The organism is Micromonospora sp. WMMD964 (assembly GCF_029581455.1).
In the GTDB taxonomy this organism is placed as follows: Bacteria; Actinomycetota; Actinomycetes; order Mycobacteriales; family Micromonosporaceae; genus Micromonospora.
In genome coordinates this window covers 6,104,622-6,116,826 of the sequence record NZ_CP120860.1, presented here as the reverse complement: position 1 = coordinate 6,116,826, position 12,205 = coordinate 6,104,622, and the positions used below count along the sequence as shown (strand labels likewise).

The 12,205-nt window shown below is 72.4% G+C and carries 11 protein-coding genes; 6 read left to right on the top strand and 5 right to left on the bottom strand.

Translation table 11 applies throughout. From position 1 onward, the window contains the following. The first annotated feature begins 8 nt into the window (after positions 1-8). Complete coding sequence (locus tag O7616_RS27770) at positions 9-803, top strand: alpha/beta fold hydrolase (protein WP_282264814.1); 795 nt, start codon at positions 9-11, stop codon at positions 801-803. A 9-nt stretch (positions 804-812) separates the two neighbouring features. Here the strand turns inward: O7616_RS27770 and O7616_RS27765 are convergent, their stop codons facing one another. Together O7616_RS27765 and O7616_RS27760 are read right to left on the bottom strand one after the other, a co-directional pair. Beyond that, positions 813-2,309, bottom strand: coding sequence for a trehalose-6-phosphate synthase (locus tag O7616_RS27765; RefSeq protein ID WP_282304674.1), 1,497 nt, complete (start codon positions 2,307-2,309; stop codon positions 813-815). 158 nt (positions 2,310-2,467) lie between these two features. After that, positions 2,468-3,313, bottom strand: a complete 846-nt coding sequence (locus O7616_RS27760) for a DUF308 domain-containing protein (RefSeq protein ID WP_282304673.1) — start codon at positions 3,311-3,313, stop codon at positions 2,468-2,470. 517 nt (positions 3,314-3,830) lie between these two features. Here O7616_RS27760 and O7616_RS27755 point away from each other — a divergent pair. Continuing rightward, positions 3,831-4,520 carry a lysophospholipid acyltransferase family protein gene (locus O7616_RS27755; RefSeq protein WP_282304672.1) on the top strand — a complete coding sequence of 230 codons (690 nt, stop codon included), beginning with the start codon at positions 3,831-3,833 and terminating at the stop codon, positions 4,518-4,520. A gap of 28 nt (positions 4,521-4,548) precedes the next feature. On the opposite strand, the gene O7616_RS27750 is transcribed toward O7616_RS27755, so the two are convergent. Further along, on the bottom strand, positions 4,549-8,022 hold the full coding sequence (locus tag O7616_RS27750; RefSeq protein ID WP_282307746.1) for an adenylate/guanylate cyclase domain-containing protein: 3,474 nt from the start codon (positions 8,020-8,022) through the stop codon (positions 4,549-4,551). A gap of 137 nt (positions 8,023-8,159) precedes the next feature. On the opposite strand from O7616_RS27750, the gene O7616_RS27745 reads away from it, so the two are divergent. Further along, positions 8,160-8,417: a hypothetical protein gene (locus O7616_RS27745; RefSeq protein ID WP_282257521.1), complete on the top strand. Its 258-nt coding sequence runs from the start codon at positions 8,160-8,162 to the stop codon at positions 8,415-8,417. Between the two features lie 56 nt (positions 8,418-8,473). Here O7616_RS27745 and O7616_RS27740 read toward each other — a convergent pair whose 3' ends face one another. Next, the gene (locus tag O7616_RS27740) at positions 8,474-9,691 is read right to left on the bottom strand and encodes an MFS transporter (RefSeq protein WP_282304671.1); all 1,218 of its coding nucleotides are present in this window, start codon (positions 9,689-9,691) and stop codon (positions 8,474-8,476) included. A gap of 200 nt (positions 9,692-9,891) precedes the next feature. Here O7616_RS27740 and O7616_RS27735 point away from each other — a divergent pair, with 200 nt between their 5' ends. Then, positions 9,892-10,059 (top strand): hypothetical protein, encoded by a 168-nt coding sequence (locus tag O7616_RS27735; RefSeq protein WP_282304670.1) that lies wholly within the window; start codon positions 9,892-9,894, stop codon positions 10,057-10,059. A gap of 124 nt (positions 10,060-10,183) precedes the next feature. On the opposite strand, the gene O7616_RS27730 is transcribed toward O7616_RS27735, so the two are convergent. Further along, entirely contained in the window at positions 10,184-10,876 is a 693-nt protein-coding gene (locus O7616_RS27730) for a Crp/Fnr family transcriptional regulator (RefSeq protein ID WP_007463121.1), read from the bottom strand. A 220-nt stretch (positions 10,877-11,096) separates the two neighbouring features. On the opposite strand from O7616_RS27730, the gene O7616_RS27725 reads away from it, so the two are divergent. Next, positions 11,097-11,594: a polyadenylate-specific 3'-exoribonuclease AS gene (locus tag O7616_RS27725; protein ID WP_282307745.1), complete on the top strand. Its 498-nt coding sequence runs from the start codon at positions 11,097-11,099 to the stop codon at positions 11,592-11,594. A gap of 78 nt (positions 11,595-11,672) precedes the next feature. Beyond that, complete coding sequence (locus tag O7616_RS27720) at positions 11,673-12,176, top strand: pyridoxamine 5'-phosphate oxidase family protein (RefSeq protein ID WP_282304669.1); 504 nt, start codon at positions 11,673-11,675, stop codon at positions 12,174-12,176. Positions 12,177-12,205: the final 29 nt, after the last annotated feature.

Sequence of the window (12,205 nt, the reverse complement as noted above, 5' to 3'; positions counted from 1 at the left end):
TGCGGATCATGCGGGGCCGGGAGTGGTCACGTCCGGTCCGGCCGGTTCGGCGGGAGGTGCTCAGCGCGCTGCCCGAGCACGAGGAGGGGCGTCCGCCGCTGCTCTTCGTGCCCGGCTTCGGGCACGGCGCGTGGGCGTTCGCCGAGCACTGGCTGGGGCACGCGGCGTCGCGGGGCTTCCCGGCGTACGCGGTGAGCCTGCGGGGGCACGGCGGCAGCGAGCCCGCGCCGGAGGCGACGCTGCGCGCGTACACCCATGACGTGGTCCAGGTGGCCGCGAGCCTGCCACGGCAGACGGTGCTGGTGGGGCACGGCGCCGGGGCGCTGGTCGTGGCGCACGCGTTGGCCCGCTACCCGGCGCGGGGCGCGGTGCTGGTGGCGCCGGTCTTCGGCGGTTGGGGAGTGCTGGGCGCGGCGCTGCGTCGTAACCCGGCGGGCACGCTGCCGGCGGTGTTCGGCGGGCCGTTGCGGCTCAACCGTGGGCAGTTGTTCAGTCGCGAGCTGCCCGACGAGGAGGCGCGACGGCACGTCGGGCGGCTCGGTCGGGCCAGCCGGCGGGCGCAGTGGACGCTGCTGAGCGAGCCGGAGGCCGAGCCGGCCGTGGGCGCGCCGCCGGTGCTGGTGCTGGGCAGCCCGGACGACCGGGTGGTGCCGGCGTCGACGTTGACCCGGGTGGCCCGCCGGTACGGCTCGGCCCCGCTGCTCTTCCCCGGCATGGGTCACGATCTGATGCTGGACGCGCGCTGGGCGGAGCCGATCGACGCGATCCTGGACTGGTTGGAGAAGGAGCCCGCCGCGCACTGAGGCCGGCGGTCAGCCGCCGGCCTGGTGGCCCGCCGGGCTGCCGGCGGGAGTGGCGGGTCGGGGCACCCGGGCTGCGCCGTCGGCGTTCGCGTCGGTGCCGGACAGGCGGCTGACCAGGGCGCCGCCCTCGTCCACGGCGCGCAGGTAGGAGCGGGCCCAGGCCCGGATGTCGTGCTGCTGCAGGTGGGCGCGCATGGCCCGCATCCGCTGGGTGACGTCCTCCGGGCTGGCCCGCAGCGCCGCGCGGAGACCCTGCTTGAGCCCCTCCAGGTCGTGCGGGTTGACCAGGTACGCCTGGGACAGCTCGGCGGCGGTGCCGGCGAACTCGCTGAGCAGCAGCGCACCGTCGTCGTCCACCCGGGCGGCCACGTACTCCTTGGCGACCAGGTTCATCCCGTCCCGCAGCGGGGTCACCGCCATCACGTCGGCGACCCGGTAGAGGGCGGCCAGCTCGGCCCGGTCGAAGGGTTGGGTGAGGTAGTGGATCGCCGGCTCGCCGACGCGGCCGAACTCGCCGTTGATCCGGCCCACCTCGCGTTCGATGCGCTCCCGCAGGATCTGGTACTGGCCGACGCGTTCCCGGCTCGGCATGGCGACCTGCACCAGCACGGTGTCGCGGACCTTGACGTCGCCGGCGGCGAGCAGTTCGCTGTACGCCTTGAGGCGCTGCTCGATGCCCTTGGTGTAGTCCATCCGGTCCACGCTGAGGATGACCTGTCGAGGGTCGCCGAGGTCCTGCCGCAGGCGGTGGGCGCGGGCGGCCACGTCCGGTCGGGCGGCCAGCGCGGCCATCTCGGCGGTGTCGATGGAGACCGGGAACGCGCCGATGCGGACGACCCGGTCGTCGACGCCGATCCGCCGGTCGGTGGCGGGCAGCTCCAGCACCCGGGTCACCAGTTGGGCGAAGTTGTGCGCCGCCTGAGCCCGCTGGAAGCCGACCAGGTCGGCGCCGAGCATGCCGCGCAGCAGCTCGGCACGGCGGGGGAGCTGCATGAACAGCTCCGGCGGCGGGAACGGCACGTGCAGGAAGAACCCGATGCGCAGGTCGGGGCGGAGCGCGCGGAGCTGACCGGGAACCAGTTGCAGGTGGTAATCCTGCACCCAGACCACCGCTCCCGGCTCGGCCACCTGGGCGGTCGCCTCGGCGAACCGCTGGTTGACCCGCTGGTACGCCTCCCACCACCGCCGGTGGTGCTCCGGCTGCTCCACGGCGTCGTGGTAGAGCGGCCAGAGAGTCGCGTTGGCGAACCCCTCGTAGTGGTCGCGCAGGTCTTCCGCGCTGAGCGCGACGGTGTGCATCCGTACGCCGTCCACGTCCGGCAGGGTGGGGGCGGGCCCGGTGCCGCCGGCCCAGCCGACCCAGGTCGCCGGGGTGTGCCGCAGGAGCGGGTGCAGCGCGCTGACCAGCCCACCCGGGCTGCGCCGCCACTCGCAGGCCCCGTCGGGGGCCTGGCTGTCGTCGATGGGAAGGCGGTTGGCGACCACCACGAGGGAACTCTGTCGCATCTCGGGCATTCCGATCAGCAGAGGACTGACCGCCACGAGCAAGGGAAAACCGGTCAGTCAGCGGGGGAAGTGACGTACAGCGGTATTCCTACTGACAGTAAGTTACACCACTGTTACGGCATCGGCAGGTCGCTGCCGTCCCGGAATGCGGGCGAGGGTCAGACGACGGCGCCGTTGTCCGGGTCGTCCTCGTCCTCGTCGCCGGGGCGCAGCCGCCAGATCAGCGTGACGAAACCGGCCAGGATGCCGGTGAACCCGAACAGGGTGACAGCCGACCGGTCCACCGGGAGCAGCCACGGGAAGAGGAAGAGCACGAACCCGATGACCACGCCGAGCACACCGACCACCGCGTACTTGCTGACCTTTGGCAACGGCGGCGGCGGGGGCGGGTGGTAGCCCTCGTCGTCGTCCTCGTCGTCGGGCAGGTCGGCGCCGAAGGTGTCCAGCCCGTCCAGCAGCGACGGTTCGTCCGGGCGAGCGCCGCGACCGACCGAGATGCCCGAGATATCGGTCGCGGACGGCATCCGGCGGACGTCGGTGGCGGTCGGGCCCGGCTCGTCCGCCCCGGAGCGGGCCAGCGGACCAGCCGTCGGCTCGTCCCGCTCATCGACGTTCTCCGACGCCGGCCACGGGTGCTCGTCGGTCGACGAGGTGGTGTGGAAGCCGGCCACGATCCGCGCCCACTCGGCGTCGATGTCCGGTTCGTCGCGGGCCGGCGGCTGCTCCGGAGCGGCCTCGTCGGCGAGCTGGGTGAGGTAGTCCCGTGCGGTGGTCAGATGCGAGCGGTCGACGTAGAGCCGGTCGACCGGCCGGGCCGGAACGGTGGTGGTGCGGGTGACCGGGTTGAGGTCGGCGGAGGGCTGGAGGTAGGCGGCGATCCCACCGGCGGCCAGCACGTCGAGCAGGTGCTCACCGACGCGCGGATCGACATCGCCGACGACGGCGTACTCGTTCGCGTCGAGCCCGTTGTCCCGCCGTCCCCGGCGGGCCCCACCCGCTGACACCCGGACTCCCCCTTAACGCGCCTTCCGGCGCGGCCACCCCTGCCCCTCGGCGCCCGACGGCACGCCGTGCTCTGAATCGTGACACGTCAGGGCATGGTTCCGGGAGTGCGTTGTGTCGCGTCTTCCAAAGTCACGGCTACCGCCGCAGGTCGCGGCGGGGGTCCTTTGTCCGTTCTTGCGCGAGACGTGCGATCTCGGTGATCGTCGACGCCGGGGCGCCCCGCCCCGCCGTGCGCGGCCCGCCGACCTGCCGGCGCGAGTGTGGACCCGGCACTGCGGTGACCCGGTTCGGCGAACTCGCGGTATCCCAGCGCCAGGGATAGCCGCACATCGGCGAAATCGAGTGGATCAAGCCCGCACTCGACGAGTCGGAAGTGGCTCTCCTCTGAGAGGATCACCTAGATGAATGTCGACCCGTTCACTCGAACCGGGTCGGAAGGCAGGTTCGCGGCGGCGGCCTGGCGGCGGCGTCCCCGGGCCTGACGCGGTCGCGGGCACACCACGGGAAAGGACGCCGGTGCTCTACTGGCTGTTGAAGCACGTGCTCCTCGGTCCGCTGCTCAGGCTGATCTTCCGCCCGCAGGTGGAGGGCCTGCACCACGTGCCGGCGACCGGGCCGGTGATCCTGGCCAGCAACCACCTCTCCTTCTTCGACTCGATCTTCATCCCGTTGATCGTTTCGCGGAGGGTCACCTTCGTGGCCAAGGCGGAGTACTTCACCGGCAAGGGGATCAAGGGCCGGCTGATGAAGATGTTCTTCGTCGGCACCGGGACCATCCCGGTGGACCGCTCCGGCGGTCAGGCCGCCCGCGCCGCCCTGGACACCCAGTTGCGGGTGCTGCGTGCTCAGGGGGTGGCCGGCATCTACCCCGAGGGCACCCGATCCCCGGACGGGCGGCTCTACCGGGGCAAGACCGGCGTGGCCCGACTCGCCCTGGAGAGTGGGGCGGTGGTGGTGCCGGTGGCGATGCTCAACGCCGACGAACTCCAGCCGCCCGGCCGGCTCCTCCCGCGGGTCGGCCAGGTGCGGGTCCGCTTCGGCGCGCCCCTGGACTTCTCCCGCTACGCGGGCCTGGCCGGCGACCGGTTCGTCGAGCGCGCGGTCACCGACGAGGTCATGTACGAGGTGATGGAGCTCTCCGGCCGGGAGTACGTCGACGTCTACGCGCAGAAGCTCAAGGAGCCCGTGGCGGCGGTGGCCGCCTGACCACTGCCCGCACCGGCCCGGTCGACGGTCAGGGCAGGTGGAGCAGGGCGGGGGCGTGATGGCGGGTGGCGAACTCGTGCAGGCGGGCGCGGGCCGCCGTGGCGGCCGGTGGGTCGATCTCGTTCAGCGGGCCGACCGCCAGTGCCAGCGTGATGATCTCGTCGGTCACATCGGTCATCCGGGCGTAGCTCGCCGCCGCCGACCGCAACAGGCTGGCGGCGGTTGCCTGGTCCCCGGTGTGTCGGGCCAGCGTGGCGTCGGCGACCTGACCGGCGGCGCGAGCCCACGGGGTCGTCCGGGGCGAATGGTCGAGCATCTCCCGGACCAGCCGGGCCGCGTCCGCGCCGAGCACCCCGGCGACGTGCCCGACGGCCGGCACCCACTCGGCGAACGGGATCATCCGGGTCCGCCGCCAGTCCTCGTCCAACTCGGTGAGCAGCGCCATCGCCTCGGCCCGGCGGCCCTGCACCGCGCGGCAGAGCGCGGCGTGCGCCAGGGTGGACCGCAGCACCCGGTGGAATCCACTGCGCCGCGCCGCGTCCAGCGCCTGCTCGATGAGGTCCGCACCGGATTCGTCCGGCCCGGTAGCCACACCCGGCTCGGCGCCGGCCAGCCCACGCATCCAGCCCGAGACCGCCACGATGTGCAGGTCCCACTCCGCAGTCGGCCGGCGGGTCGACTCCGCCGCCATCGCCAGCGCCGCCGTCCAGTCACCGGCGTAGTACGACCGCGCCCACTGGTCGGCGAAGCTGGTGGCCAGGCTGTGCTCACCGCCCAGGTCGAGGGTGAGCTGCTCGTCGACCAACCGGGCCGAGCCGGCCAGGTCACCCTCCTCCTGCAACGCCCAGGCCAGGTTCTGCACCGCCCGACGTCGACTGGTCAGCCGTTCCACCCGGCAGTGCTCGGTCACCTCCGTCAGCTCTGGGAACGCCGACGCGGCACCGGCCAGGTAGCGCGCCACGGCCAGGGTGATCCGCGCGTTGGCCTGGACCTCCCGTAGCTGAAGGCGCTCGGCCAGGGCCGCTGCCGCCCGCGCCGCGGTGCACGCCGGCTCGGTCTCCGCGTTGAGCATGTGCACCCGGGCCAGCTCCAGCAGGGCACCCGCCTTCTCCTGGCTGTCCGGCAGGTCGCCGTAGATGCCGATCGCCTCGTCCAGGCAGCGCAGGGTCGCCGAACGGTCGGCCCGACTCCACGCGGCGGTGGCGAGCAGCGTCCAGGCGCGTGCCGCACCCGTCCGGTCGCCGCTCACGGTGAGCCGCTCGGCCAACCGGGTGAGGGTGTCGGTGCCGCCCTGCACCAGGAAGGCGTCCCCGTCCCGATAGAACGCCAGCTCGGCGTCGAACAGCTCCAGCGCCGGGTCCGGCCCGACGTCCAGGGTCAGCGCCCGGCCGACCAGCGCGGCGGCGGTGTCCAGCGCGTGCAGCTCGTACGCCCGGCGGGCCGCCCGGTGCAGCGCGGCCCGCGCCGCCGGGGCGTAGGGGGCGGTGTCCAGCCCGACGGTCCGGGCGATCTCGTGGGCCGCCCAGCGATGGTTGGCCAGCACCTCGGCCAGGTCGTACTGCCGGCCGTCGGCGAGTTGCGCCATCCAGTCGGCGGTGCGTTGGTGGCGCAGCACCCGCTCGGCCCTCGGTAGCCGCTGGTAGCAGACGTCGCGCACCAGGATGTGCCGGAACCGGTACTCGGACTGGCCGGGCATCGTCGACGTGCTCTGCTCGTACACCAGGTCGCGGCGTTGCAGCCGGTCCAGCGCACGCTCCACCCACTCCACCGGCCGCCCCAGCGCCGTCGCCACCGGCGCGGCCCAGAACTGCACGCCGACCACTGCGGCGGCCTGGAGCACCGCCCGGTCGGCCGGGTCCAGCAGGTCGAGCCGGTTGGCGATGACCGCCTGCACCGTGCGGGGCATCTCCGCGCCGCCGTCGAGGTCGAGGCGGGCGGCGGAGCCGACCGTGTCGAGCAGGCCCCCGTCCAGCAGCATGCGGGCGTACTCCTGGGCGTAGAGCGGGTTGCCGTCGGCGAACTCGATCAGCGGGGTACGGGAGCTGGAGGGCAGCGTGGCCTGTCCGAGCAGCAGCGAGTAGAGCGTGTCGATGTCGGTGTCGTGCATCGGCGGCACGGAAATCGACATCGCGCCGCTGATCGTCCCGGTCCAGGCCGGGTGCCGTTCCCTCAGTTCGGGCCGGGCGGTCGCGACGACCAGCAGCGGTACGCCACGGGCTGACGCACCCAACTGCTCGACGAAGGTGAGCATCGCCTGGTCGGCCCAGTGCATGTCCTCGAAGACCAGCACGGTCGGCCCGGTGGTCGCCAGGGCGAGCAGGAACCGCCGCCAGGCGGCCTCGGTCTCGCCGGGGGTGAGCCGCTCGCCGGGTACGCCGATCAGCGGCCCGAGCGCCTCGGCCAGCCGGGTCGCGTGCGGGTCGGCGAGCTGCCCCAGCCGGGCCCGCAGCCGCTCGCGTAGCGCGGCTGCGTCGTCGACCTCCGGCACGCCCACCCAGGTCTTGACGATGTCCGACAGTGCGGCCCAGGTGACGTTCTCGCCGAACGGTGGGCACTGCCCGACGAGCCAGGTGATCGGCGGCCCGGGCAGGCTGGCGGCGTGCCGCGTCAGCTCGCGCAGCAGTCGACTCTTGCCCACACCGGCCGGGCCGAACACCGTCACCAACTGGGAGGTCCGCTCGGTCACCATCCGGTGCAGCGCGTTGACCAGCAGGCCACGCTCGTGCTCCCGGTCCACCATCGGGGTCAACTCGACGGCCCGCGGATCCCGATGTGGTCGCACCTGGACGGCCAACCAGATCCGGCTCACCGCGGACCGGCCGCGCAGGGTGACCGGTGGTTGGTCCGCGTACTCCATCTCGTGTCGGGTGGCCGACCAGGTGCTCTCGTCGACGACGACACCGCCCGGCGGCGCGAACGCCTGCAACCGGGAGGCCGTGTTGACCACGTCTCCGGTCACGAAGGCCTGCCCGCCGTCGCGGGTCGCCGAGAGGTCGACCAGAGCCTCGCCGGTCGCGATGCCGACCCGGAAGCCCAGCGGCGGCTGCGGACCGGCGGGCTGCCGGGCCAGGCTCCGTTGCAGCTCCAGACCGGCGCGGACACACCGCAGCGCGTCGTTGTCGGTGGCCACCGGCGCGCCGAACAGCGCCATCGCCGCGTCGCCGATGTACTTCTCGACGACGCCGCCGTACTGGTGCACGATCCGGCGCACGGTGGCGAAGTAGCCCTGCTGCAGGCTGCGGGCCTGCTCCGGGTCGGCCCGCTCCGCGTACCGGGTGAAGTCCACGATGTCGACGAAGAGCACGCTGACCTGACGCCGGTCCTCCTGCACCACCACGACGTGATCGCGAAGTGGCTGGCCACAGGCGGTGCAGAAGTTGACCTCGGTGCTGTTGGCGTGCCCGCAGTGCGCACAGGTGACCCCGAGCGGCTGGCCACACCCGCCGCAGAAGCGATCGTCCGGCCCGGCTGCGCGTGCGCAGTGTCCACACTTGAGGTCGATGGTCAGCTCCGTGGGCGAAAGAGGTCAGTATCGCGCCCCACCCGCCTAGTCGGGTACCCGACGTGCGGACGGGCAACGTCATCGATCGGTCGGGGCTACTGTTCCGTACCAGGAAGTTTCATATCAGGGAGAGTGCCGTGCAGGTACGACTGTCCGCCTCGTGGACCGATCCGGGTGGCACGTCATGGGCGCCGGGCGACACGATCGACGTCGATGCGGCCACTCTTGCCGAACTGGAGGAGCAGGGCATGGTGGAAGAGCCTGAGGGTCAGTCGGGTGGGTCGGGGGAGACCACGACCACCTCGTCGAGCACGTCCACGGCCGGAAAGCCGACCGACCCGAAGAAGATCGGCCCGGGGCCGGGTGCGCCGCCGGCCGACAGCAAGGAGAACTGATCGTCCGGGTGCGGCCGGTGGACCAGTGGTCCGCCGGCCGCACCCGTTGGGCAGCCTCACCCGTTGGCCGGTGCGAACCTGCCCGGCACGGGCAGCCGTAGTCCCAGGGCCCGGGTGAGCAGGGGAGCGATCAGCCCCAGGGTGGCCAGCACACCCAACCCCGAGATGACCAGCACCCATCGTGGCCCGGCCGCCGCCAGCAGCGGTGCGCCGACGGCGTAGGCCAGCGCCTCCGCCGCGTACGGGAACATGTAGACGGTGCCGAACACCACGCCGAGCCGGTCGGCCGGCACGTTCTGCTGGATGAGGGTGTCGGCGGCGACGTTGTGCCAGCCGGCGCCGACGCCGGCCACCGCCTGGCCCGCGATGACCAGCGCGATCACCGGGCTGAGGCCGGTCACCAGCGTGCCGACGCCGAGCGCGAGCAGCGCGCCGTAGAGGACGAGGTCCATCCGGATGCGTACGCCGGTTCTCGCGAGACACATGGGACCGAGCACCATGCCGACGCCGTAGGCGGTGCCCAGCAAACCGATCGTCGCCTCGGTGGCGCCCAGTTCGGCGCGTGCGAGGGGGACGATGGCGAGGTTGTCCAGCGCGGCGAAGGCCACCATCACCAGGAATCCGACCGACACCGCGCGGACGACGCGGTGTCCGCGGACCACCCGCAGCCCTTCCCGCAGCACGCTGTGCAGCGATTCGGACCGGCGGGTCGTGGTCGCCGAGAGCGTCCGGACCCCGCCGATGAGCAGTGCCGAGAGCACGAAGGTCGCCGCGTCCACGAGCAGTGTGGTGGTCAGCCCGAGGGTCGCCAGCAGAAGGCCGCCGACCGCCGGCCCGGCGGCGATGCCGATGTTGACGCCCGTCGCGAGTTGCGCGTTCGCCGCCGGCAGTTGCTCACGCTCGACCAGGCGGGGCAGCAGGCTGCGCCCGGCCGGGGTGAACGCGGTGGCGGCCGTGGTGGCCGCGGTGATCAGCGCCAGTAGGACGGGCAGGGGCGGTGCGAGCAGCGCGACGGCGAGGTAGGTCAACGCCTGTGCGGTGTCGCAACCGATCATCAGCCGGCGCTGGTCGAACCGGTCGGCCAGGGCGCCGAGCAACGGGCCGAGCAGCCGGGGGACCGTCGAGGCCAGCAGCAGCAGGGCGACCGCGGCACCGCCGTGCCGGTCGTAGACGGCGATCAACAGCGCCGTCCGGGCCAGCTGGTCACCGGTGTACGACACCAGCCGCGCCGACCAGTACCGACGAAATGCGACATTGCCGCGGAGTAATGACATGACCGGTGGCTCCTCACTGCTGCGGGTATGTCGGCGCGGGCCCTGGAACAGGGGTGGGCGCGGCAACCTTGTCAGTGCGGTGTGGAGGCCAACAACCGCCCTTCAGCCAGTAATTCATGTCGATTTGTCCTATTTTGCACTACTGCTTCACGTCGTAGCGTCATGGCAGACAGGCACCACCCATCGATCGGGGAGATGACATGGCGACCACGACGACGACCACCACGACCGCGAGCGGCTGGGTCGGACCGGGCATCTGGGCTGGACCGGGTTTCTGGGCCGGACCGGGTTTCTGGGCGGGCCCCGGCTACCAGTCGACCGCGGCCCGGTGGCCGGGTGCGACCCGCTGGCTCGGCCCGACCCGTTGAGCCCGACCCGCTGAACCGCGAGCACGGTGACGCCGGCTGCCACTGGCAGCCGGCGCAGCCGTGCGTACGGGCGGCAGCCGCCCACATCGGACGCCTGCTCGGCGACGAACCCGGACCGGGTCGGTCAGCGGTCGTTCATGCCGGCACGGCGGCGCAGGGCGGCCACGTCGGTCACCACGATCCGTCGCCCCTCGGTACGCAGCCAGCCGCGGCTGGCGAACGAGCCGATCGCCTGGTTGACGCTCTGCCGGGAACCGCCGGCCATCTCGGCCAACTGGCTCTGGTTGAGCTCGATCGTGATCATCGGTGCCTGGCTCTCGCCGGCCAACCGGACCAGCGTCTTGGCCACCCGGCCGGGCAGGTCGAGGAAGACGTGGTCGGCGTTCTGCTCGGTGAGGCGGCGGATCAGCCCGCCCAGCGAGCGCATCACCGCGTCCAGGATGCGGGGGTTGGAGTGCACCAGTTCCATGAACGCGCCCCGGGAGAGTGCGAGCGCGGCGCAGTCCTCGATGGCCTCGGCCGACGCCGACCGGGTGGACGCGTCGAGCAGGGAGACCTCGCCGAGCACGTCCGGTGGTCGGATCACCGACAACACGGCGCGTTCGCCGGTCGGCGCCGTGCGGAAGACCGCCACCGCGCCACGGCGCAGCACGATCAGCGACTCGCCCGGGTCGTTCTCCACGAAGAGCAGCTGGCCCTTGCGGTAGGTGCGCGGAACAGCGGCGGCGATGACCCGCTGCCGTACCTCGGGCTCCAACCCGGCGAACATCTCGACACCCGTGAGCGCGTCACCCGGCTCCGGCAGGCGCATCTCCACGGCCCAACCCCTCCCCGGTCATGGACCACAAACTCGCTCACCGGGTGAACCTCATGGCCCTGACAAGGTGAACTGACACCGATTCGGCGTCCGGTAGCGGTACACATCAGATCATGACGGTCCGGTCGCTTGCTGTACACCCCTCGAAGCACTTCCGTGACCGTCGCGAGCTGGACCCCCGCCGGGCGGGGTCGCGCGGCGGTGGGCGAGGATGGCCGGAATGGTCTACCGCTACTTCTACGACTGCGAGTTCATCGAGGACGGCACGACGGTCGACCTCGTCTCGATCGGTGTCGTCGACGAGTACGGCCGCGAGTTCTACGCGGTCTCCACCGAGTTCGACGACTCCCGTGCCGTGCCCTGGGTCCGCCGCAACGTGCTGGACAAGCTGCCCTCCCCGGCGGATCGGGCCTGGCGGTCGCGGGAGCGCATCCGCGACGACCTGTACGACTTCCTGGTCGAGCCGATCCGGGACCGGCCGGGCGAGCAGCTGGAGCTGTGGGCCTGGTACGCCGCGTACGACCACGTGGTGCTCGCCCAGCTCTGGGGTGCGATGCCGGCGCTGCCCCGGGAGATCCCCCGCTACACCAAGGAGCTGCGGCAGCTCTGGGACGACCGGGGTCGGCCCACCCTGCCGGAGGCGGACGCGGCCCGGCACGACGCTCTGGTCGACGCCCGGCACAACCTGGCCCGCTGGCGGGCGATGACGACCCGCTGACCGCCGGTCGTACCGCCGTAGGTTTGACCGGTTCTGTCCCGGGCATCGGTTCGGCGAACCGAAGCGGAGGAGAGTGCCATGAGCAACGAGCCGACCAGCGCCGCGGAGTCCCGTGCCCGGATCACCGAGCTGGCCCGGGCCGCCCGGATCTGCATGCTCACCACGATCGCTCTGGACGGTCGGCAGGTGAGCCGGCCGATGGGGCTCCAGGAGGCCGAGTTCGACGGCGACCTGTGGTTCTTCGCCTACTCCGACTCCGCCAAGGTCCGGCAGCTCCGGGTGAACCCGGAGGTCAACGTCGCCTTCTCCGACCAGAAGCACCACGCGTGGGTGTCGATCTCCGGGACCGCCACCGAGGGGCTCGACCGGGCCCGGGCCGAACGGCTGTGGAACCCACTGCTCAAGGCCTGGTTCCCCGGCGGGCTGGACACCCCGGGCCTCACGCTGATCAAGGTGCACGCCACCTCCGCCGAGTACTGGGACTCGCCGGGCAGCACGGTGGTCAACCTCCTCGGCTACGCGAAGGCCGCGGTCACCGGCCGCCCACCGAAGGCCGGCGAGAACCACGAGGTGACCTTCTGAGCCGGGTCGCCACCGGGGCGCGCTGTCGC

Bases quoted from the DNA above. Each gene is read 5' to 3' on its own strand.
- O7616_RS27770 (WP_282264814.1), top strand. From the start codon at position 9: ATGCGGGGCCGGGAGTGGTCACGTCCGGTCCGGCCGGTTCGGCGGGAG.
- O7616_RS27765 (WP_282304674.1), bottom strand. From the start codon at position 2,309: ATGCGACAGAGTTCCCTCGTGGTGGTCGCCAACCGCCTTCCCATCGAC.
- O7616_RS27740 (WP_282304671.1), bottom strand. From the start codon at position 9,691: ATGTCATTACTCCGCGGCAATGTCGCATTTCGTCGGTACTGGTCGGCG.
- O7616_RS27735 (WP_282304670.1), top strand. From the start codon at position 9,892: ATGGCGACCACGACGACGACCACCACGACCGCGAGCGGCTGGGTCGGA.
- O7616_RS27725 (WP_282307745.1), top strand. From the start codon at position 11,097: ATGGTCTACCGCTACTTCTACGACTGCGAGTTCATCGAGGACGGCACG.
- O7616_RS27720 (WP_282304669.1), top strand. From the start codon at position 11,673: ATGAGCAACGAGCCGACCAGCGCCGCGGAGTCCCGTGCCCGGATCACC.